General features: G+C 72.1%; 19 protein-coding genes. 14 read left to right on the forward strand and 5 right to left on the reverse strand.

Annotated elements, in window-relative coordinates:
- Window positions 1–62 precede the first annotated feature (62 nt).
- The 5 genes from PSQ21_RS14725 (at window position 63) to PSQ21_RS14745 (ending at window position 5,578) form a co-directional block, all read left to right on the forward strand.
- Window positions 63–890, forward strand: coding sequence for a response regulator transcription factor (locus tag PSQ21_RS14725; protein WP_274030955.1), 828 nt, complete (start codon window positions 63–65; stop codon window positions 888–890).
- A gap of 153 nt (window positions 891–1,043) precedes the next feature.
- Window positions 1,044–2,084, forward strand: a complete 1,041-nt coding sequence (locus PSQ21_RS14730) for a LacI family DNA-binding transcriptional regulator (protein WP_274030956.1) — start codon at window positions 1,044–1,046, stop codon at window positions 2,082–2,084.
- A gap of 108 nt (window positions 2,085–2,192) precedes the next feature.
- Window positions 2,193–3,236, forward strand: a complete 1,044-nt coding sequence (locus PSQ21_RS14735; RefSeq protein ID WP_274030957.1) for a S1C family serine protease — start codon at window positions 2,193–2,195, stop codon at window positions 3,234–3,236.
- 105 nt (window positions 3,237–3,341) lie between these two features.
- Window positions 3,342–4,076: a response regulator transcription factor gene (locus tag PSQ21_RS14740; RefSeq protein WP_274030958.1), complete on the forward strand. Its 735-nt coding sequence runs from the start codon at window positions 3,342–3,344 to the stop codon at window positions 4,074–4,076.
- 146 nt (window positions 4,077–4,222) lie between these two features.
- Entirely contained in the window at window positions 4,223–5,578 is a 1,356-nt protein-coding gene (locus PSQ21_RS14745) for a HAMP domain-containing sensor histidine kinase (protein WP_274035781.1), read from the forward strand.
- A gap of 18 nt (window positions 5,579–5,596) precedes the next feature.
- On the opposite strand, the gene PSQ21_RS14750 is transcribed toward PSQ21_RS14745, so the two are convergent.
- Both PSQ21_RS14750 and PSQ21_RS14755 read right to left on the reverse strand, forming a co-directional pair.
- The gene (locus PSQ21_RS14750) at window positions 5,597–6,604 is read right to left on the reverse strand and encodes a phosphatidylinositol-specific phospholipase C (protein ID WP_274030959.1); all 1,008 of its coding nucleotides are present in this window, start codon (window positions 6,602–6,604) and stop codon (window positions 5,597–5,599) included.
- 118 nt (window positions 6,605–6,722) lie between these two features.
- Window positions 6,723–7,799 (reverse strand): alkene reductase, encoded by a 1,077-nt coding sequence (locus PSQ21_RS14755; RefSeq protein WP_274030960.1) that lies wholly within the window; start codon window positions 7,797–7,799, stop codon window positions 6,723–6,725.
- 133 nt (window positions 7,800–7,932) lie between these two features.
- On the opposite strand from PSQ21_RS14755, the gene PSQ21_RS14760 reads away from it, so the two are divergent.
- From PSQ21_RS14760 to PSQ21_RS14780, 5 genes are all read left to right on the forward strand, one after another.
- Complete coding sequence (locus PSQ21_RS14760) at window positions 7,933–8,343, forward strand: MerR family transcriptional regulator (protein WP_274030961.1); 411 nt, start codon at window positions 7,933–7,935, stop codon at window positions 8,341–8,343.
- A 228-nt stretch (window positions 8,344–8,571) separates the two neighbouring features.
- Complete coding sequence (locus PSQ21_RS14765; protein ID WP_274030963.1) at window positions 8,572–9,282, forward strand: fascin domain-containing protein; 711 nt, start codon at window positions 8,572–8,574, stop codon at window positions 9,280–9,282.
- Between the two features lie 243 nt (window positions 9,283–9,525).
- Window positions 9,526–10,005, forward strand: coding sequence for a spore-associated protein A (locus tag PSQ21_RS14770; RefSeq protein ID WP_274030964.1), 480 nt, complete (start codon window positions 9,526–9,528; stop codon window positions 10,003–10,005).
- A gap of 460 nt (window positions 10,006–10,465) precedes the next feature.
- Window positions 10,466–11,593, forward strand: coding sequence for a hypothetical protein (locus PSQ21_RS14775; RefSeq protein ID WP_274030965.1), 1,128 nt, complete (start codon window positions 10,466–10,468; stop codon window positions 11,591–11,593).
- Window positions 11,594–11,851: 258 nt separating this feature from the next.
- The gene (locus PSQ21_RS14780; protein ID WP_274030966.1) at window positions 11,852–13,171 is read left to right on the forward strand and encodes an LPXTG cell wall anchor domain-containing protein; all 1,320 of its coding nucleotides are present in this window, start codon (window positions 11,852–11,854) and stop codon (window positions 13,169–13,171) included.
- A gap of 108 nt (window positions 13,172–13,279) precedes the next feature.
- Here the strand turns inward: PSQ21_RS14780 and PSQ21_RS14785 are convergent, their stop codons facing one another.
- Together PSQ21_RS14785 and PSQ21_RS14790 are read right to left on the reverse strand one after the other, a co-directional pair.
- On the reverse strand, window positions 13,280–14,023 hold the full coding sequence (locus PSQ21_RS14785; RefSeq protein ID WP_274030967.1) for an ABC transporter ATP-binding protein: 744 nt from the start codon (window positions 14,021–14,023) through the stop codon (window positions 13,280–13,282).
- A gap of 2 nt (window positions 14,024–14,025) precedes the next feature.
- Entirely contained in the window at window positions 14,026–15,450 is a 1,425-nt protein-coding gene (locus PSQ21_RS14790) for an ABC transporter permease (RefSeq protein ID WP_274030968.1), read from the reverse strand.
- Window positions 15,451–15,728: 278 nt separating this feature from the next.
- Between PSQ21_RS14790 and PSQ21_RS14795 the strand changes: the two genes are divergently transcribed.
- Together PSQ21_RS14795 and PSQ21_RS14800 are read left to right on the forward strand one after the other, a co-directional pair.
- Entirely contained in the window at window positions 15,729–16,394 is a 666-nt protein-coding gene (locus tag PSQ21_RS14795) for a response regulator transcription factor (RefSeq protein WP_274030969.1), read from the forward strand.
- Window positions 16,391–17,758: a sensor histidine kinase gene (locus tag PSQ21_RS14800; RefSeq protein ID WP_274030970.1), complete on the forward strand. Its 1,368-nt coding sequence runs from the start codon at window positions 16,391–16,393 to the stop codon at window positions 17,756–17,758. The genes PSQ21_RS14795 and PSQ21_RS14800 overlap by 4 nt, the downstream gene beginning before the upstream one ends.
- 29 nt (window positions 17,759–17,787) lie before the next feature.
- Here PSQ21_RS14800 and PSQ21_RS14805 read toward each other — a convergent pair whose 3' ends face one another.
- Window positions 17,788–18,783 (reverse strand): GlxA family transcriptional regulator, encoded by a 996-nt coding sequence (locus PSQ21_RS14805; protein ID WP_274030971.1) that lies wholly within the window; start codon window positions 18,781–18,783, stop codon window positions 17,788–17,790.
- A gap of 173 nt (window positions 18,784–18,956) precedes the next feature.
- Here PSQ21_RS14805 and PSQ21_RS14810 point away from each other — a divergent pair, with 173 nt between their 5' ends.
- Both PSQ21_RS14810 and PSQ21_RS14815 read left to right on the forward strand, forming a co-directional pair.
- Window positions 18,957–19,544: an isochorismatase family protein gene (locus tag PSQ21_RS14810; protein WP_274030972.1), complete on the forward strand. Its 588-nt coding sequence runs from the start codon at window positions 18,957–18,959 to the stop codon at window positions 19,542–19,544.
- Between the two features lie 208 nt (window positions 19,545–19,752).
- Window positions 19,753–20,271 carry a SigE family RNA polymerase sigma factor gene (locus PSQ21_RS14815; RefSeq protein ID WP_274030974.1) on the forward strand — a complete coding sequence of 173 codons (519 nt, stop codon included), beginning with the start codon at window positions 19,753–19,755 and terminating at the stop codon, window positions 20,269–20,271.
- Window positions 20,272–20,279: the final 8 nt, after the last annotated feature.

The raw sequence follows: 20,279 nt of genomic DNA on the forward strand, positions 1-20,279 counted from the left end.
ACCGACGTAATGGGCGAGCGAACCGTGCAACACGATCGACCGAACCAGGCAGGTGGACGGCGATGAGTTCACTGCTGCTTCTGACGAACGCACTCCAGCCGTCGACGGAGGTGCTCCCCGCCCTCGGGCTTCTGCTCCACAGCGTGCGGGTGGCGCCCGCCGCGGGCCCGGCCCTCGTGGACACCCCGGGCGCCGACGTGATCCTCATCGACGGGCGGCGCGACCTTCCGCAGGTCCGCTCGCTCTGTCAGCTGCTGCGGTCCACGGGACCCGGCTGTCCGCTGATCCTCGTCGTCACCGAGGGCGGTCTCGCGGCCGTCACCGCCGACTGGGGCGTCGACGACGTCCTGCTGGACACGGCGGGGCCGGCCGAGGTCGAGGCCCGGCTGCGGCTCGCCATGGGCCGCAGCCAGATCACCTCCGACGACTCCCCGATGGAGATCCGCAACGGTGATCTCTCCGTCGACGAGGCGACGTACAGCGCGAAACTCAAGGGCCGGGTCCTGGACCTGACCTTCAAGGAATTCGAACTGCTGAAATACCTCGCCCAGCACCCGGGCCGCGTGTTCACCCGCGCCCAGCTCCTCCAGGAGGTCTGGGGCTACGACTACTTCGGCGGTACGCGGACGGTCGACGTCCACGTGCGGCGGCTGCGCGCCAAGCTCGGCCCCGAGCACGAGTCGCTGATCGGCACCGTGCGCAACGTCGGCTACCGCTTCGTCACGCCGGAGAAGGTCGAGCGCGCGGCGGAGGACGCGAAGGAGCGGGCCGCCGCCCAGCGGGAGCGCCGGTCGCGGGAGACGGAAACCGTCACCCGTTCGGAGCCGTCACCGCAGTCACCGGCCGCGGGAGGGACGGACGAAGCCCCGGTGAAGGCTGCCAAGAGGTAGAGGGCTGTCCGGTGGGGTGCCCGACGCCGGAACGCCCTCGTCGCGGAACGATTCGGGCGTTTCGGCAACGCCGTCAGGTGCCGTGCCGGACGTCCTGACAACGCTCCTGATCCACCGGACACCCCCTGGGTCCATCCGCGTAGACTGCGGCGCGTGGCCAAGGTGACGCGGGACGATGTGGCGAGACTGGCGGGGACGTCGACCGCGGTCGTCAGCTATGTCATCAACAACGGACCCCGGCCGGTCGCCCCGGCCACACGTGAGCGGGTGCTCGCCGCGATCAAGCAGTTGGGCTACCGGCCCGACCGGGTCGCCCAGGCCATGGCCTCGCGCCGCACGGACCTCATAGGCATGATCGTGCCGGACGCCCGGCAGCCGTTCTTCGCGGAGATGGCGCACGCGGTCGAACAGGCCGCCGCCGAGCGCGGGAAAATGGTGCTCGTCGGCAACTCCGACTACCGCGACGAGCGCGAGGTCCACTATCTGCGGGCCTTCCTCGGTATGCGCGTCTCCGGGCTGATCCTGGTCAGCCAGGGCCCCAGCGAGCGCGCCGCCGCCGAGATCGAGGCCTGGGACGCCCGGGTCGTCCTGCTGCACGAGCGCCCCGAGGCGATCGACGACGTCGCCGTCGTCACCGACGACGTGGGCGGCGCCCAGCTCGCCACCCGGCATCTGCTGGAGCACGGCCACGCGTACGTGGCCTGCCTCGGCGGCACGGAGGAGACGCCGGTGGTGGGCGACCCGGTCGCCGACCACGTCGAGGGGTGGCGCCGGGCGATGCACGAGTCGGGCCGCTCCACGGAGGGCCGGCTGTTCCAGGCCCCGTACAACCGCTATGACGCCTATCAGGTGGCCCTCGGGCTGCTGGCGGGCCCGGACCGGCCCCCGGCGATCTTCTGCGCCACGGACGACCAGGCCTTCGGCGTGCTGCGGGCCGCCCGTGAGCTGCGCATCGACGTACCGGGCGAGCTGGCGGTGGCGGGCTTCGACGACGTCAAGGAAGCCGGCCTCACCGATCCGCCGCTGACCACGGTCCACTCCGACCGCCCGGCGATGGCGCGGGCGGCGGTGGACCTGGTGCTGGACGACTCGCTCCGGGTCTCGGGGTCGCGGCGCGAGCGGCTGAAGCAGTTCCCCTCCGCGCTGGTGGTCCGGCGCTCGTGCGGCTGCGGGGAGCCCCCCGCCTCCGCCTGACCGCCCGCGCTTCGCGCCGTCGGCCCTTACAGCGGGCATACACGGTTCTTCCGGGCTTCTCAGGACGTACTCAGGCCCTTCTCATCTTCGCTGACCAGCCTGGTGGACATGACGGAGAACCTTCGCCCCAGCGGCGCGTACACGACGGACCAGGACCCGACCCCGTACGGCCACGGCACGGCGTACGACGGCACCCCGGGCGGCTACCCGCCGCCGCCCCCGTACGCCCCCACCGCCCCCACCACCAGGCGCCGGGCGAAGCGGCCGGTCGCGCTGCTGACGGCGGTGGCGCTCGCGGCGGGCGTGATCGGCGGCGGCACCGCGACCCTCGTCGGCCGGCTGGACGACGGTGGCCCCGGAGCCACCGGCTCGGGCGGCGCGGTCAACGGCACCACCGTCTCGCAGAGCAGCAAGGGCACCGTGGCGGGCGTGGCCGAGGCGGTCTCGCCCGCGATCGTGGAGATCGGCGCGGCCTCGTCGGCGGGCAGGTCGACCGGGTCCGGGGTCGTGATCACCGGGGACGGCGAGATCGTCACCAACAACCACGTCATCTCGGGCGCGCGGCAGATCCAGGTCACGCTCCCGGCCGGCAAGACGTACACGGCCGACGTCGTGGGCACCGACCCCGGCAAGGATCTCGCGCTCATCAAGCTCCGGGGCGCGAGCGGCCTGAAGACGGCCACGCTCGGCGACTCCTCGCAGGTCAAGGTCGGCGACCAGGTCGTGGCGATCGGCTCGCCGGAGGGCCTGACCGGCACCGTCACCAGCGGCATCGTCTCGGCGCTCGACCGGGACGTCACGGTCGCCAAGGACGACTCCGGCAGCTCCGGGCAGGGCCAGGGCGGGCAGGGCGGCGGCGACGGGCAGTGGCCGTTCGAGTTCGGTGGGCGGCAGTTCAACGGCGACACGGGCGAGGAGACGACCACGTACAAGGCGCTCCAGACGGACGCCTCGCTCAACCCCGGCAACTCCGGCGGTGCGCTGATCAACATGGACGGTGAGATCATCGGCATCAACTCCGCGATGTACGCGCCGAGTTCCTCGGCGGCCGGCAGCGGTTCCGCGGCGGGCAGCGTGGGCCTCGGCTTCGCGATCCCGGTGGACACCCTCAAGGCCGACCTGGACACCCTGCGCGCGGGCGGCGGTTCCTGATCCCGCGCGGCGCCCCGGCCGTGCGAGGCTCCGTGCGAGGCTGAGACACCCCCGTGGACCGGGCGGACCGGGCCGGGACAGAACACGAGAAGAGGACCAGCTGCGATGAGCCCCGCCGAAGACGATCCCCAGCGCATCCTGATCGTCGACGACGAGCCGGCCGTGCGCGAGGCGCTCCAGCGCAGCCTCGCCTTCGAGGGATACGGGACCCAGGTCGCGGTCGACGGGTACGACGCCCTGGCGATGACCGACGCCTACGCCCCCGACCTCATCGTCCTGGACATCCAGATGCCCCGGATGGACGGCCTCACCGCCGCCCGCCGCATCCGGGCCACCGGCTCGACCACGCCCATCCTGATGCTCACCGCCCGCGACACCGTCGGGGACCGGGTCACCGGCCTCGACGCCGGGGCGGACGACTACCTGGTCAAACCGTTCGAGCTGGACGAGCTGTTCGCCCGCATCCGGGCCCTGCTGCGCCGCAGCTCCTACGCCTCGGCGGCGGGCACGGACGCCCCCGACGACGACGTCCTCTCCTTCGCCGACCTGCGGATGGACCTGGCGACCCGCGAGGTCACCCGGGGCGGGCGGCGGGTCGAGCTGACCCGCACCGAGTTCACGCTGCTGGAGATGTTCCTGTCCCACCCGCGCCAGGTGCTGACCCGGGAACAGATCCTCAAGGCCGTCTGGGGCTTCGACTTCGAGCCGAGCTCCAACTCCCTGGACGTGTACGTGATGTATCTGCGCCGCAAGACGGAGGCGGGCGGCGAGCCGCGCCTCGTCCACACCGTGCGCGGGGTGGGGTACGCGCTGCGTGCGGGCGGGAGCGGGGAGGCGTGAGCGGGCCGGTACCCACCGGGGAGAACGGGCGGGGGCCGCGGGGAACGGGGGGTGGGCCGGTACCCACCGGGAAGAGCGGGCCCGAGCTGCGAGGGGTGAGCCCGGTACGCCGCTTCCGGGCCCTGCCGCTGCGCTCCCGGCTCGCGATGCTGGTCGCGACGGCGGTCGCGGTGGCGGTCGCCGCGGTGGCCGCCGCCTGCTGGCTGACCACCCGCGACCGGCTGACCGAGCAGCTCGACACGACGCTGTCCCGGGTGAGGCCGGACGCGGACGCGATCGGGCTGCTGGCGACGTCCTGTACGAGGGGGCTGGCCGGCGACTTCCAGATCGTGGGCCCGTACACGATCCAGTTGGTGCCGGCCACGGGCGCGGCGCCCTGCACGGTGCCCGGCAAGTCCGCCATCCCGATCGAGCCGGCCGACCGGGCCGTCGCCGCCGGGCTGCGCGAGGACACCACCCACACCACGACGGCCGAGGACGGCACGGCGATGCGGGTCTACACCTCGCCCGCCGGACCGGGCCGGCCCGGCGTCGCCGTGTCCGTCGCCGTCTCCATGAAGCAGGTCACCGACCCGCTGACCCAGCTCGCCTGGGTTCTGCTCATCGTCTCCGGCATCGGCGTCCTCGGCGCGGGCGCGGCCGGCCTGTGGATCGCGCGCGCCGGCCTCCGGCCGGTCGACGAGCTGACCGAGGCCGTCGAGCACGTGGCCCGTACCGAGGACCTGACCGTACGCATCCCGGTGTCCGGCGAGGACGAGATCGCCCGGCTGTCCAGCTCCTTCAACTCGATGACGGCCCAGCTCGCCTCCTCCCGCGACCGCCAGGCCCAGCTGATCGCGGACGCGGGCCACGAGCTGCGCACCCCGCTGACCTCGCTCCGGACGAACGTGGAGTTGCTGGCCCGCAGCGACGAGACGGGCCGGGTGATCCCGCCGGAGGACCGCAAGGCGCTGATGGCCTCGGTGAAGGCCCAGATGACGGAGCTGGCCGCGCTGATCGGCGACCTCCAGGAACTGGCCCGCCCCGACGCGGCGGAGCCCGGCCCGCTCCAGGTGGTGGCCCTGCACGAGATCACCCGTACCGCCCTGCGCCGCGCCCGCCTGCGCGGCCCCGAGCTGACGATCACCCAGGACCTGGCCCCCTGGTACGTACGCGCGGAACCGGCCGCCCTGGAGCGGGCGATCGTCAACGTCCTGGACAACGCGGTGAAGTTCAGCCCGCCGGGCGGCACGGTCGACGTGCGGCTGCACCGGGGCGAGCTGACGGTCCGGGACCGGGGCCCCGGCATCCCCGCCGAGGATCTCCCGCACGTCTTCGAACGCTTCTGGCGCTCCCCGACCGCCCGCCAGCTCCCCGGCTCGGGCCTGGGTCTGTCCATCGTGGCCCGTACGGTGCACCAGGCGGGCGGCACGATCGCCCTGCGCCCGGCCCCGGACGACGGCCCCGGCACCGTGGCGGTGCTCACGCTGCCGGGGGCGCCGACGCCGCCGCCGGGGATGTGATTCCGGGCCGACCGCCCCTCACCCCGTCGGGTTGTGCCGGATCAGCGACTCCACCAGGCCGGAACGCTGGTTCGGGTAGTCCAGCGGGACGATGCCGAGCCCCGTCCACCCGGCGGTCTCCGCACGGTCGAGGAAGGAGTGCACCTGCGGGTTGAGCCGGTCGGCGTTCCAGCGGGGCGGCATCAGCGCGGCGGTGGAGACGTAATTCATGAAGAACTTGCCCGGCTGCTGGGCCGCCTTGCGGAACTGGGCCTCGATCTTGGGGTACTTGGCGAACGGCTCCGCCATGTAGTCGTCCTGGATGTCGAAGAGAGCCTGGTCTCCGTACCGCACCCCGGGCAGCCCGCCGTTGTCCGCGAGCAGCACCACCTTGCCCCGGGCTCCGCCGAGGTCGGGCAGGGTGGCGTCGAGGCGGAACAGGGACCGCCAGCCCCGTGTGTCGAGATAGTCGTCGAAGACCGCCCGGAACGCGGCGTCGCTCTCCTCGGAATACTCCTGCTTGACCCGCATCAGCACGGTCTCGGTCGGCCGCGCCGCCAGGAACTCCCGGCAGGCGACGAGGACGTCGCCGAACATCAGGTTCTGGAAGGCGGCCCCGTGGTGGATCGCGAACGAGCCCCCGGTGATCCGGCACCGTACGTCGAGGAAGCGGATGCCACCGGCCAACTGCTGGGCGATCGTGGTGTTCTGGCACTCCGCCCAAGGGCCACCGAACCGGGCCCCCGAGTCGTGCGTGCCCGGGATCGTGAGCCGCCGGAGCTCGGTGGCGTCGGGCAGGGCGGCCATCCAGTCCCGCGTTCCGCGCACCGCCTCCCGCGTGGCGGCGACGGCCGGGGCCGCGCCGACGATCGCGGTGGCGGAGACGGCGAGGGCACCGGCCAGGAAGCTTCTGCGGGAGGGCCGGGAGAGAGGACCCGCCAGGAAGCTTCTGCGGGAGGGCCGGGACAGGGGGCCGGGCACGGGACCGGGCTCGGGACTGGGCCTGGGCACGGGACCGGGCATGCGCGCGGGGCTGGGGCTGGACATGCGGGGTGCCTCCAAGGGCCGTGGGGGGGCAGGGGGTGTCGGACCCCCTGGGCTCTTGGATTCTGACGGGCTCACGTCACCTCCGGAAGAGGGTGGCCGCCCCGCCCTCGTTCCCGGCTCAGCTCGCGTGCTGGTACGAGGCGTAGGTGACGTACCCCGCGTCACCCCCCTGGAAGTACGTCGCCTCGTCCTCCGGAGCGATCGGCAGCCCGGCGCGCATCCGCTCGACCAGGTCCGGGTTGGCGATGAACGCCCGGCCGAAGCTGATGAGATCGGCGCCCAGCCCGAGCCAGCGGTCGGCGTCCGGGCGCGCGGCACGCTTGGGCCCCATCGGCAGCACCGGGTTCATGATCAGCGTTCCGGGCCACGCCCGGCGCAGGGCGACCAGCACGTCCTCGTCGGCCGTCGCCTCCAGGTGCACGTAGGCCGGCTCCAGGCGCGCCAACTCCCGGAGCAGCACGGTGTAGAGCTCGGGTACGTCCCGCTCCTCGACGCCCCAGAACGCCCCGCCCGGCGAGAGCCGGATGCCGGTCCTGGCCGCGCCCACCGCGTCGACGGTCGCCGCCGTCGCGTCCACGGCGAACCGCACCCGGTTGGCGAGGGAACCGCCGTACCGGTCGGTCCGGAGGTTGGCGTTCGAGGAGAGGAACTGGGAGATCAAGTAGCCGTTGGCGCCGTGGAGTTCGACACCGTCGAACCCGGCGTCGACGGCCCGGCGGGCGGCCGACGCGTACGACTCGACGTGTTCGGGCACCTCGGCCGTCTCCAGGGCGCGCGGCACCGGCACGGGCTGCGGGCCCGTCGGGGTGAACACCTCGCCGGTCGCCGCGACGGCGGAGGGTCCGACCGGCCGCAGGCCGGTGGTGTCCGGGTGCGAGACCCGGCCGCCGTGCATGATCTGGGCGAAGATCCGGCCTCCGTTGGCGTGCACCGCAGCGGTCACCGGCCGCCACGAGGCGACCTGCTCATCGGTGTGGAGACCCGGCGTACCGGGGTTCGACTGCCCGACCAGGCTCGGCTGCACCCCCTCGCTCACGATGAGCCCGGCGGTCGCCCGCTGCGCGTAGTACGTGGCCATCGAGGGCGTCGCCAGCCCCCCGGCGGCGGCCCTGACGCGGGACATCGGCGCCATCACCACCCGGTTGGGCAGCCGCAGGTCACCGAGGCGGTAACGGTCGAAAAGGCTCTGGCTCATAGCGCGAATCCCCTGACTCCATCAGCTCCGTAGCACCCGTGAACCGGGCACGGCGCTACGCTAAAACCTGACATCAATGTGAGGGGCAAGCCCGTCCGGCGACCCCCTCGGCGGGGAGCGGAGGGGCCACACCATGCGCATCGGAGAGCTCGCGGCCACCACGGGGGCCAGCGTCCGGTCCCTGCGCTACTACGAGGAGCAGCGGCTCCTCACCAGCAGCCGCAGCCCGAGCGGCCAGCGGCATTACACGCATGCCGAGGTCGAGCGGGTCCGTTTCATCCAGCGGCTCTACGCCGCCGGCCTGTCCAGCCGCACCATCATGGAGCTGCTGCCCTGCGTCGAGGCTCCCAGCGAGGAGACCTCCGACGCGGCGATGGAGCGGATGGAGCTGGAGCGGGAGCGGCTCTCCGCGCACATCGACGACCTCCGCTCCACCCGGGACGCCCTGGACGCCCTGATGGCCGTCAACCGGGCCCACCGCTCCACGCTGCGGCCGGGGGCGCAAAGTGTCCGTGACAAAGACGGAGCGGGTCGGCTTTCTTAACGGATAACAGCGGAAGAACATATTCAGCGCGACCGTTCCCGGAATTCCCGGGGCGCCCTGAAAACCTTTGCCGGGGATCTCGAAATACCTTTAACCTGAGGCCACTTCGGGGACCCGGGCGCGTGAGCGAGCAAGCGACGACCGGACCCTTTCTCTCCACTCCACTCTCCACGCATTCCGGACTCCGGGATACGTGGCAATGAAAAGCGAGGAAGACCTGTGCGACGCATGACCTCCGCTCTCCTTTCCCTGAGCGCCCTGCTGACCGCCTCCGCCCTGGCCGCCCCGGCGGCCGGAGCCGCCCCGCACAGCGACCGCGCGGCCGGGGCCTCCGCGAGCGGAGCCTTCGCGGACGGCGTCCCCGCAGGCTGGGAGAAGGTGGACGAGGCCGACCTGGCGCGTATCACCGGTGCCTCCGACAGGCAGAAGTCCCTGTCCGCCTCCGGCAGAAGCACCTCCGGGCCAAGCGCCTCCGCCCCGGCCGACGAGTCCGGCCCCGTGGCCATCAAGTCGGTGCGCAACGGGAAGTTCACGGCCACCGAGGTGAATTACTCCGCGCCCCACACCGGTGCTCTGCGCGCCCGTTCCACGCAGGTCCTCGGCGCGTGGGAGAGCTTCGCATTCGAGTGGGACGAGGCCGGCGACACCTTCGCCATCAAGTCCCTCGCGAACAACCGTTACGTGGCGGTCGAAAAGAACTTCACCGGCCAGGCGCAGAACGTTCTGCGGGCCCGCTCGACGACAGCGGGCGGCTGGGAGCGGTTCGTCATCTACCACAACGAGGACCTGAACCTCTACGCGCTCCGGTCCACCCTGAACAATCTCTTCGTCGCGATGGAGAACAGCTACACGGGTCCGCTCCAGTACACGCTGCGCGCTCGCTCCGCCGACGTCACCGGCTCCTGGGAGCAGTTCGACCTGTACAGCATCGTCGGCTGACCTCGCCTGGCCGGGGGTGGGCCGAGCGGGGGGCGGGCCGAGCGGGGGGCGGGCCGAGCGGGGGCGGGCCGGAAAAGGTGATCTTGTCCGCCTTGTCATGACTTCATAACAGGCGGCCCCGAGTACAACTGCCGTGCGGTGCGGCCGGTCTGACGTGGTGTGACTCACACCACTTCGACCGGTGAGGATCCGGGCGCCCGACCAGGCGTCGCGCAGTGACCATTCGAGAAATCGGGGAACGACATGACCATCATCCGACGCGTGTCAGCCATCGGCGCCGCTGTCACCGCCACCGCCTGCGCCGCGATCGCCCTCGCCCCGGCCGCCGTCGCGGCGGAGCCGACGGCCCAGCGGACCACCGCGGCACCGAAGGCCGCCGCGGCCGCGACGTACAACGGCGCCTGCGGCGGCGGCTACTCCGTGGTGAACTCGGCGCAGATCGGCACCAAGGGCACGGTATTCCTCACCTACAGCTCCGCCACCGGCAAGAACTGTGTGGTGACCGTCCGCACCACGCCCGGGACCGCCGTGCACATGACGGCCTCACTCGGGTTCGCCTCGCCCACCACGACGGTCTCGGACACGGGGTACTACACCACGTACGCGGGACCGGTCTATCTCGACGCACGCGGCCTGTGCGTGACGTGGCGCGGCGAGATCTCCGGTGAGGTGGCGGGCAAGAACGGCACCAACTGCGGTTCCCTGGCCGCGAACCGTCGATGAGCCGACGCTGAACGAAAGCGGCCCGGCGCGTGGTGTGCGCACACCACGCGCCGGGCCGATCCCGTTTCGGCAGGCTGGCCGCATTGGCCGACAGTCGTCGACGGTCGCTGACGGTTGTTGACGGTCGTTGCTCCGACCAGGTCGTGCGCTGCCGCGACCTGGTGCGTGCCGACGTACCCCGACCGGATCGTGCGCCACCGCGACGTGGTGAGGCGCGACGCCAACTACCTAAAGAACCAGGAGAAACAACCCCACCCGACCCACCCCGGCGACCACCTGACGCATCCCAGGAGCTTGTCACCCGCACGGGTGAGGTTTGCCAACTCGGCTCGCTTTTGCACCCGTTGTCCGGCATATGCTCACGCCAGCAGCCAACACCCCACCAGACATACGTCGGCCCCCGACCGGGACTGCAATCCCAACCGAGGGCCTGGCCACCAAGGAAGAAGACGCTTCCCCGATGGATACCCAGCAGAATACTGCGCTCACGCGCGCCCTGGCGGAGATTCCCGGGCCCCTCCCGGCCCGAGGCGTGATCCACATCGCCATTCCGCACACCGACCGCTTCACCGTCGTCGGCAACCACCTCGCCCAGCACCCCGACCTCAGCTGCACCGCCGTCGGCATCGCCGTACGCATCCAGTCGCTGCCCCAAGGATTCGAGGTCGGCGTCAAAGCCCTCGCCGCCCGCTGCCGGGAAGGCGAGAAGCGCATCGCCGCCGCCCTGCGCGAACTCGAAGCCTTCGGCTACCTGCAGCGCGTCCGCGACCGACTGCCCAGCGGCCGGACCATCACCCGCACGGTCTTCTGCAACCAGCCCACAGCGCTACTGCGCCCCCGCCCAGCAGCGATCGCGCGACAACCCGCCGCAACAGCCACACCCCAGGCACCAGCAGCGGCAGCGGCAGCCCCTCCCGGACCGGCACCCGCACCCGCACCCGCACCGGCACCGGCACCGGCCGAAGTGCCCACGGCAGCCGTTCCCGCCCCGGCACACGTTCCCGCCCCGGCCCCGGCACCCGCGCCCGCGCCGGACATGCCCGCATCCCCGCCCGTACCGCCGCCGCCCTCCTTCGTGGATCCCCCGCCCCCACTCTTCGTACCGCTGATCCCGCCCCCGACCGCACCGAAGCCACCACCCCCGCCTCTCCCCCAGCCGGACGAGCCCACCCCCGAACTCGACCGCGCCGCCACCGCACTCCTCAGCGACCTACGCCGTCACGCGCCGGAGTTCACCCTCTCCGAGACCGACATCCGTCAGCTGGTGCCCGGCGTCGCGGCCTGGCTCGAACGGGCCGCCCACCCCGACGCCATCCGCCGTGCCCTCACCACCGACCTGCCCCACCCTCTCCGGCGTCCCGCGCTGCTCCTCAAACACCGGCTCACCGCCCTCCTGCCCCCACCGCTCCCCGGCGTTCTCGACCTGACCGCCCCCACCCGTCCCCGCCCCCGTATCACCATCACGCCTTTCCAGACCTGCGACGACTGCGACCGGGCCTTCCGCTCCCCCACCCCCGGCCACTGCCGCGACTGCCGCGAACAGCGCACGCACCGAAGCGAAGAAAACGCACGGACTGCCGCCGCCTGACCGGGCGGAGCGCAGCGGCGCGGACAGCGCGTCCGCATGGCTTTCGTCACAGCGAAAAGACGGAATCCGAGGGCAACTGCGCACTTTGGTGACGTCTGTCCGCCGTGTGTGCCGCCGCCCCGCCCCGCAACCCGGAATAATCCCCCGGCCCTCTCACAGGACCCCCATACCATCGGCACAGGTCGCCCGCGTGATTGTTCCGCCGTGGCAACCGCCCCTCAGCATTTCCCGCCGTTCGGACCCGACCCAAGGGATCATGTGAAGATTCGCCGCGCTCTCGCCACCGCCGTCGCCGCCGCCGTGACCGCCCCCGCCGTGCTGCTCTCCGTCACCCCCGCGTTCGCCGACACCAAGCCGGCGGCGCAGACGCAGAACAAGCAGAACAAGCCGACCATCAAGGAGCTGGAGAAGGCTGCCGCCGAGGCCCGGAAGGCGTACGACAAGGCCGTCGAGGCGAAGGCCGACGCCGTCCTGGAGCTGGAGAAGACGCTCGCCGCCCTCGACAGCACCCACCCCCTGGCGGTCGCCGCCAAGGCCGCCAAGCAGGCCGCCAAGGACGCCGCCGCCGCCAAGACCACCGCCGACCAGGCCGTGACCGCCGCGAAGGCGGCCATCGCCGAGCTGCCCGAGGACGCCACCGAGGAGCAGAAGACCGCCGCCGAGACCGCGCTCTCCGAGGCCGAGGCGGCCGCTGCGACGGCTGCCACCGCCGAGACCGACGCCGTCGCCAAGGCCGCCGAGGCCGGCGAGGCACTCGACGACGCCCGGGTCGCGGCGGTCCGCGCCTACAGCGTGGTCGACAAGGCCCTGGACGACGCGCTCGCCGCGAAGATCGCGGCCGACGCGGCGCTGGCCCAGGCCAAGAAGGAGGCGGAGGAGGAGGGCCAGGACTGCGAGCCCGAGCACGACCTCACCGCCAAGGTGACCGGCCTGCCGACCAAGCTCGTCGCCGGGACGACCACCGCCTTCTCCGTCCGGGTGACCAACGGCTCCGACCGGCACATGGACGAGGTCATCGCCTACGCCGGAGTCCACGCGACCGACAAGACCGGTCTCAAGGACACGGGCAAGTTCTTCCGCCTCCAGTGGTCCACCAAGTCGTCCCCGAAGTGGCAGGACGTCAACGAGGACAACTACATCGACGGTGTCGGCGCGCTGAAGCCCGGCGCCCGGACCGACGTGAAGCTGCGCCTCACGCTCGACAAGGCCACCCCGGCCGGTAACGGTGTCGCGTTCATCGCGGCCGACTTCTTCAACGAGGACGGCTCCTGCGGCGGGGCGCCCGGCGCGGACATGTACGAGTTCGACGTCAAGGCCGCCGGCAGCAAGCCCGGCAAGACCGAGGACGCCAAGCCCAAGCCCGCCAAGACCACGAAGCCCGGCGGCAACGGCTCCGGCCACACGCCGCAGGGTTCGACGTCGGGCACCCCGGCGAAGACCGGCACGGACGGCACCCTCGCCGCCACGGGTTCGTCCTCCGCCACCACCTCGATCGCCCTCGCGGGCGGTGCGGCCGTGGTGCTCGGCGCGGCGGCGGTACTCGTCGTGCGTCGCCGGAAGGCCGGTTCCAACGCCTGACGGTGAAGCCGTGCAGCGGTGAGAGGGCGGAGACCTGTACGGGTCTCCGCCCTCTCGCGTCGCCTCTGTCATCTCTGTCATCTCTGTCGTCTCAGGGCATCGTCGCGCTCAACTCCGCGACAGCCTGCCCCGCTTGAGGTGCAGCACCTCGTCCGACGCCTGGGCCACCTGCACGGAGTGGGTCACCACGATGACGCACTTGCCGTCGTCGTGGGCCAGCTTGCGCAGCACCTCGACGATGCCGTCGGCGGTGTCCTGGTCGAGGCTTCCGGTGGGTTCGTCGGCGAAGAGGACGTCCACCTCGCAGGCCAGCGCGCGGGCGATCGCCACCCGCTGCTGCTGTCCGCCGGAGAGCTGCCCGATCCTGCGGTGGCGGTCCTCCTCCGCGATGCCGAGGAGCGCGAGGAGTTCGTTCGCGCGGTCCTTGCGGCCACGCCGGGCCGCGCCGGTGATCTCCATGGCCGAGGTGACGTTCTGCACGGCGGTCAGGTAGCCGAGAAGGTTGAAGGACTGGAACACCGTGGCCGCGTGCCGCCTGCGGTAGGTGTCCAGGCCCAGCCGGCCCAGTTCCTCGCCCCGGAAGAGGACCGTGCCCCCACTGGGCGCGTCGAGGCCGCTGGCCAGCGAGAGCAGGGTGGTCTTGCCACTGCCGGAGGGGCCGACGACCGCGTACATGCGGCCCTGCTCGAAGTCCTGGCTGACGCTTTTGAGGACCGTGCGCTCCCGGGCACGGTTGCCGACGGGGTAACTCTTCATGACGTCGACAAGTTGAAGAACCGGGGGCGGGCCGCCGGTCGTCGGGCCGGCTGTCGGGCCGGTCGTCAGGCCGGTCGTCGCATCGGTTCGCGGCATGGTCAGTCGCCCTTCGTGAGGATCTGGCGGGGCTTCAGGCGCAGGACGCGGTAGCCGGGTACGAGGGTGGCCGCGGCGGCGATACCGAGGCCGGCCGCGCCGACCTGCCCGATGTCGCCCGCGGTGAGCCGGACGTCCAGCTCGTCGATGGGCTCGGCCGCCGGCTGCTCCTCCTGCGGTGCTCCGCCCATGGAGTCGGCGTAGTCGTTCCGTTTCCCGGCGTCGGCGTCCTCGGCGGCCTCGGCCACCTCACCGGCCAGCAGCCCGCTTCCCACGGTTCCGGCCAGCGCCTGGCTGGCGGGCACGGCGAGGCCGATGGCGATCAGCGCGCAGGCGGCGATCTCCACCAGGTGCTGGCCGAGCAGCCGCGGCTTGCGCTCCCCCATGGCCAGCAGGATGCCGAGCTCCTGACGGCGCTCGCGCAGCGAACCGGCCACGACCAGCGACACGACCGCCAGACCGGCCAGCGAGACCAGCCACACCGTGAGCGTCGCGAACCCCGCGGTCCGGGCGATGGGGCCGACGATCTGCTGGTACTGCTTGTCGTTCACCGCGAGCGGATAGATCTCCGGATCGAGGCCGAGCGCCTCGGCCTCCTCCCGCAGCTTCGGCAGATCGCCCGGGCCGCGCAGGGTGAAGGTGGCCTCATGGATGTCCGGGCCCTCGCTGGTCGGAGCGACGGCCGACAGCGAACCTGCCGCGTCCGGCGAGGCGTAGAGCAGGTTGGCCGGGTCGGCGAGCGCGGGCACGTACTGGCTGCTGGAGGCGGTGTCGCTGACGTAGACGCCGCCGACCGTGAACTCCTTCGGCGGCTGCGTGCTGCCGTCGCCGAGGAAGGGACGCACGGTGACCTTGTCGCCCACCTCCAGCTTGTTGGCCTCCGCGAGGCGCTTCTCCAGGACGAGGACTCCACCCTTGGTGTCCGGTCCGATGCCCCGGCCGGCGACGATCTTCGAGGTGCCGTTGCGGAAGGCGGGCGTCGCGAGCAGGTCCCGTACGCCGTCGATCTTGAAGTAGTCGCCCGACTCGGTGTCGGTGGCGGGGGGCGGCGGTACGGCGCGGTAGAGCTTCAGCCGGTCCGTGGGCTGGCCCGCCGCCTCCACCTTGTAGCTGAACCCGGTGACGACCGGCGACGCGCCGAGGCGGTCGGCCTGTCCGCTGCGCAGCCGGTCGGAATCGTCGATCCGGACACCGCTCGCGCCGCCGTTCTCCGCCTTCCCCGACTTCATGAGCGCGTTGATGTCCAGGGACAGCGTGGCCACCGCGCCCACCGTGCGCTTCGCGTCCGTCGCGGCGCGGTCGGCCGCCGACCGGATGAGGAAGCCGGAGAGGACCAGGGCGCAGATCACGAAGAACAGGCCGGTCAGCATCAGTGCCTTGCCGGGCGTGGCGCTCAGACGCCACCAGGCCCGTTTGTACAGGTTCATGGGATCTTTTTCTCTTTGCAGTCGGTTCCGGACAGCCAGACAGCCAGCCGGACAGACGGACAGACGGGCGGACGGACGAATGGACTGACGGCTCACGCTAGGAAGCGGGCGTTATCGGGGGCGTTCGGCGGCGGGCCGGGCCGGACGGCCTCTCATACGTCGTCCACATGCGGGCTCTGGTAGTCATGGGGGCGCGCCCGCCCCGGGACGTATGCAGAGAAGTGGCGCCACCCGCCCCGCCGGCCCGCCACCCCGCGCGAGGAGAGGCGAGACCGGCGATGCGTGTGCTGATCGTCGAGGACGAGGAGTTCATGGCCGAGATCATCGGCCTCGGCCTGCGCCGCGAAGGCATCTCGTCCGACGCCGTCCACGACGGTGAGGCGGCCCTGGAGAAGCTCGCGGTCAACGACTACGACATCGTGATCCTCGACCGCGATCTGCCGGGCGTCCACGGCGACGAGGTCTGCCGCCGTACGGTCGCGGAGCACCCCGGCTGCCGGATCCTGATGCTGACCGCCGCGGGCCGCCTCGGCGACAAGGTGACGGGCCTGGGCCTCGGCGCCGACGACTATCTCCCCAAGCCCTTCGACTTCCCGGAGCTGGTGGCACGGCTCCGCGCCCTCTACCGCCGGGCCGCTCCCGCGCACGCCCCGACCCTGGCCGTCGCCGGCCTGACGCTGGACACCCACCGCCGGCGGGCCGAGCGGGCGGGCCGGGAGATCCGGCTGACGCCGAAGGAACTGGCCGTCCTGGAGCTGCTGATGCGGGCGGAGGGCGGTGTGCTCAGCGCGGAGTATCTGCTGGAGAAGGCGTGGGACGAGGCGGCCGACCCGTTCACCAACGCGGTGCGCCTGGTCATCCACACCCTGCGGCGCAAGCTGGGCGTGCCGCCGCTGCTGCACACCTCGGTCGGCGCCGGCTACTACCTGGCGGAGCGCCCATGACCGGGGAGTGCCGTGCCCCGGTCTCCGGGGAGCGTCGGGTCCTGGTGGCCAGGAAGCGCGTCCTGGTGGCCGGCAAGCGGCGGGTCCTGGTGGTCGGCCAGCGGTGGACCTCCGCCGCCGGAGAACGCAGGACCCCCGCCCCCGGAGAGCGCCGGACCCCCGTGGCCGGGAAGCGCCGGGTCAGCATCCACACCCGGCTCTTCCTCGGCTTCGCGCTCGTCCTGGTGGTCTCCGGGGCCCTGATGGTGGCCGCGGTCTACCTCGGTACGCGGTTCCTGCCCTCCTACGACCTGGGCAGCACGCCCCCGGGAACCACCGGGTACGTCCCCGGCCGGACAGCGGACCCGGGGTCCGGCCCGGCCCCGTACGCCGTCCCCGGCCCGGCCCCGTCCGCCGTCCCCGGCCCGTACGCCGAAACGCGGGTGGTCCGCTCGAAGGAGGACGTGTGGTCCACCGTGCTGACCGTCTCCGTGGTGGGCGCCTCGCTCGTGGCCGCGCTGGGCCTGGCCGCCGGATGGCTGCTCTCCCGCCGTCTGCTGGCCCCGCTGCACACCATCGGCCGGGCCGCGGCCCGTGCGGGCGAGGGTGACCTCTCCTACCGGATCCACGCCACCGGCCCGAACGACGAACTCCGCGCGCTCGCCGACACCTTCGACGACACCCTGGACCGGCTGGAACGCTCCTTCGCCGCCCATCAGCGCTTCGCCGCCAACGCCTCCCACGAGCTGCTCACCCCGCTGGCCACCACCCGTACCGCCCTGCAACTGGCGGCGTCCGACGACTCCGGCCGCGAACTGCTGCGGCTCGCCCCGCGGCTGGCCGCCGTCAACGAACGCAGTATCGAGATCGTGCACGGCCTGCTCCAGCTGGCCGGGGCCGAACACGCGCGCCCGGACACCGAGCCCGCCGACCTCGCCGAGATCGCCGCGGAGGCCTGCGGAGAACTGGCCGGGCGGGCGCGGTCCGCCGGAATCACCCTGGAGACCGACCTGGAGCCGGGACACCTGTTCGCCGGCAACACCGCGCTGCTGCGCCGGCTGGTGCACAACCTCGTCGACAACGCGCTCACGCACAACGTCCCGGCGGCGGACCCGGGCGGCTGGGTGCACGTGGCCGTCTTCGGCGACGTGCCGGTCTCCCTGGAGGTCGCCAACTCCGGCCCCGCGCTGGACCCCGAGCACACCGACCGCCTCTTCGAACCGTTCCACCGGGCCGCTCCCCGGGTACGCAGCGACCGCACCGGCCACGGCCTCGGCCTCGCCATCGCCCACGCGGTGGTGCGCGCCCACCACGGCACGATCACCGCCGTCGCCAACCCCGACGGGGGTCTGACGGTACGGGCCGACTTCCCCGGAGACAGCTGAGCCGGCCGCCGCCCACCGGGCCCCGGCGCTCAGACCGTGTGCGAGGATCGGAACCTCAGCCGGTACTCCGTCGGCGTCGCGTTCAGCCGCCGCCGGAAGGCGCGTACCAGGGTGTCCACCGTGCCGAACCCGCAGACGGACGCGATGCGTTCGAGAGTGGCATCGGAGGTCTCCAGCTCGTTACGGGCCTTCTCGACCCGTACGGACTCGATGTAGGCGTACGGGGTCGTACCGAGCTCGGTCTTGAAGATCCGGGTCAGGTGACGGTCGCTGACATGGGCGTACGCCGCGAGGTCCGCGACGGTGAGCCGGCGGCCGAGGTTGCGCAGGATGTGGTGGCGGAGGTCCTCGACCCGTCGCGTCGCCGAGATCTGCTCCAGCGGAACGCTGAACTGGCTCTGCCCGCTCTGCCGCTTCAGGTACATCACGAGCTGACGGGCGACACGCAGGGCGACGGCCTCGCCGAGGTCGTCCGCGACCAGGGCGAGGGACAGATCGAGGCAGGCGCTGATCCCGGCCCCGGTCCAGACGTCGCCCTCGCGGATGAAGATCGGGTCGGCGTCGACCTCGATCTCCGGGTGTTCGGCGGCGAGTTGGCGCGCGGTCGACCAGTGGGTGGTGGCGCGCTTGCCGTCGAGCAGCCCGGCGGCGGCCAGCAGATGCGCTCCGACGCAGACGGAGGTGACCCGCCGGGTGCGGGCGGCGAGTTCCCTGACCCGCTCCACCAGCCCGGGGTCGACGAGGGCGTGCACCCGGCGCTCGCTGTCGATCTCCACCGAGCCAGGGACGATGAGGGTGTCGATGCTCCGCCCGGCCACCTCGTCGAAGGTGAGATCGGGGAGGATGCGGACCCCGGCCCCGGTGGTGACGGGGTCCCTGGACCCGGCGGCCAGGACGACCTCGTATCCGGCCGCGTCGTCGGACTCGCGGCGGGCGAGCGAGAACACCTCCGGGGGCCCGGTGACGTCGAGCAGGTCGACGCCCTCGAAGAGGACGATGACGACGAGCCGTCCGGCGATGCCCATGCCCGGCCACTCCCTGATCAGCGGTATCCCGGCAGCGGCCGCCACCGGAGACGTATGTCGGTATCTGCATGTTAGACGTCATTGCGGACACCCCTGGCCGGGCCCTAGCGTCGGAAACGGCTCGGCACCCGAGCGCATCCCTCCCCGACGCATAACACCGAGGCGGTACACCCATGTCCCGAACCACCCTGCGCGAGCTCAACGGCTTCGACGCGACCCCGGCCGTGCTCACCGGCTCCACGCTGATCCTGGTCGACTACCAGAACACCTACACCCGCGGCGTGATGGAACTCGACGGGTGGCAGGACTCGCTGGATGCCGCCGCGCGCCTGCTGGCCCGGGCCCGCGAGGCGGGGACGAAGGTCGTGCATGTCATCAACGACGGCGACGAGGGAACCCCGTACGACATCCGGGCCGAGATCGGACAGATCCACCCCGCCCTCACCCCGGCCGACGGCGAGACCGTCGTCGTCAAGCAGGCCCCGGACTCCTTCCACGGCACCGACCTGGGCGAGCACGTCCCCGAGGGCCAGGACGTGATCATCGCCGGCTGGATGACCCACATGTGCGTGGCGTTCACGGCACAGGGCGCGTTCCTGCGCGGCAACCGCCCCACGGTCGTCGCCGACGCCTGCGCGACCCGGTCCCTGCCCGTCGCCGGGACCGACCTCGACGCCCGTCAGGTGCACCACGGCGCGCTGGCCACCATCGGCGACCTGTACGGGGTCGTCGTCGCCTCCCCGGAGGAGATCACGCGATAGCGCGGCCGGAGAAGGCCGGACAGGTCCCGGCCACGCCACGTCAGGTCCGCACAGCACATCCATCACCCCGGCTCCTTGCGTCGCACGAGTGCCGGGTGGCAGGGTTCGCATGGCCGAAACTGTGTGCGGCTCAACTGTGTGCGGCCTCAACTGTATGCGCCCTCACGTGCGCGACCTCACGTGTGCGACCTCCAAAGACCAGGTGGGGATGGACGAGCAGGCGTTCGATGCCTTTTACGCCGGAAGCGTGGGACGGCTCATCGGCCAGCTGTACGCCATGATCGGTGACCGTGCCGAGGCGCAGGACGTGGTCCAGGAAGCCTTCGTACGGGCCTGGGAGCGCCGGACCGCACTGGACAAGGACGGTGCGCCGGAGGCGTGGGTGCGTACGGTGGCCTACCGCCTGGCGGTCAGCCGGTGGCGGCGGGTGCGTACCTCCCTCACCTTCGCGAAGCGGCAGGGTCCGCCCCCGGACGTGCCGCCGCCGGACGATCACCATGTGCTGCTGGTCGCGGCGTTGAAGCAGATCCCCGCGGCGCAGCGACGGGTCATCGTGCTCCATCACCTGTGCGATCTCGAAGTGAAGCAGGTCGCCGAGGAGACCAACGCGCCTGTCGGTACGGTCAAGGCGCAGCTGAGCCGGGGGCGTGCCGCGCTGGCGAGGATTCTGGCCGATACTGAGCTGGATCCGCGAGCGGCCCGGGTTTCGGAGGTGGAACGTGGTTGAGGAGTCCG

It is taken from the genome of Streptomyces sp. MMBL 11-1 (assembly GCF_028622875.1).
Taxonomy (GTDB): Bacteria; Actinomycetota; Actinomycetes; order Streptomycetales; family Streptomycetaceae; genus Streptomyces.

Coding starts and splice junctions, on each gene's coding strand:
- PSQ21_RS14765 (WP_274030963.1), top strand. CDS start 8,572: ATGACCTCCGCTCTCCTTTCCCTGAGCGCCCTGCTGACCGCCTCCGCC.
- PSQ21_RS14725 (WP_274030955.1), top strand. CDS start 63: ATGAGTTCACTGCTGCTTCTGACGAACGCACTCCAGCCGTCGACGGAG.
- PSQ21_RS14795 (WP_274030969.1), top strand. CDS start 15,729: ATGCGTGTGCTGATCGTCGAGGACGAGGAGTTCATGGCCGAGATCATC.
- PSQ21_RS14800 (WP_274030970.1), top strand. CDS start 16,391: ATGACCGGGGAGTGCCGTGCCCCGGTCTCCGGGGAGCGTCGGGTCCTG.
- PSQ21_RS14810 (WP_274030972.1), top strand. CDS start 18,957: ATGTCCCGAACCACCCTGCGCGAGCTCAACGGCTTCGACGCGACCCCG.
- PSQ21_RS14785 (WP_274030967.1), bottom strand. CDS start 14,023: ATGCCGCGAACCGATGCGACGACCGGCCTGACGACCGGCCCGACAGCC.
- PSQ21_RS14760 (WP_274030961.1), top strand. CDS start 7,933: ATGCGCATCGGAGAGCTCGCGGCCACCACGGGGGCCAGCGTCCGGTCC.
- PSQ21_RS14770 (WP_274030964.1), top strand. CDS start 9,526: ATGACCATCATCCGACGCGTGTCAGCCATCGGCGCCGCTGTCACCGCC.
- PSQ21_RS14750 (WP_274030959.1), bottom strand. CDS start 6,604: ATGTCCAGCCCCAGCCCCGCGCGCATGCCCGGTCCCGTGCCCAGGCCC.
- PSQ21_RS14775 (WP_274030965.1), top strand. CDS start 10,466: ATGGATACCCAGCAGAATACTGCGCTCACGCGCGCCCTGGCGGAGATT.
- PSQ21_RS14790 (WP_274030968.1), bottom strand. CDS start 15,450: ATGAACCTGTACAAACGGGCCTGGTGGCGTCTGAGCGCCACGCCCGGC.
- PSQ21_RS14740 (WP_274030958.1), top strand. CDS start 3,342: ATGAGCCCCGCCGAAGACGATCCCCAGCGCATCCTGATCGTCGACGAC.
- PSQ21_RS14745 (WP_274035781.1), top strand. CDS start 4,223: ATGCTGGTCGCGACGGCGGTCGCGGTGGCGGTCGCCGCGGTGGCCGCC.
- PSQ21_RS14805 (WP_274030971.1), bottom strand. CDS start 18,783: ATGGGCATCGCCGGACGGCTCGTCGTCATCGTCCTCTTCGAGGGCGTC.
- PSQ21_RS14735 (WP_274030957.1), top strand. CDS start 2,193: ATGACGGAGAACCTTCGCCCCAGCGGCGCGTACACGACGGACCAGGAC.
- PSQ21_RS14755 (WP_274030960.1), bottom strand. CDS start 7,799: ATGAGCCAGAGCCTTTTCGACCGTTACCGCCTCGGTGACCTGCGGCTG.
- PSQ21_RS14815 (WP_274030974.1), top strand. CDS start 19,753: ATGGACGAGCAGGCGTTCGATGCCTTTTACGCCGGAAGCGTGGGACGG.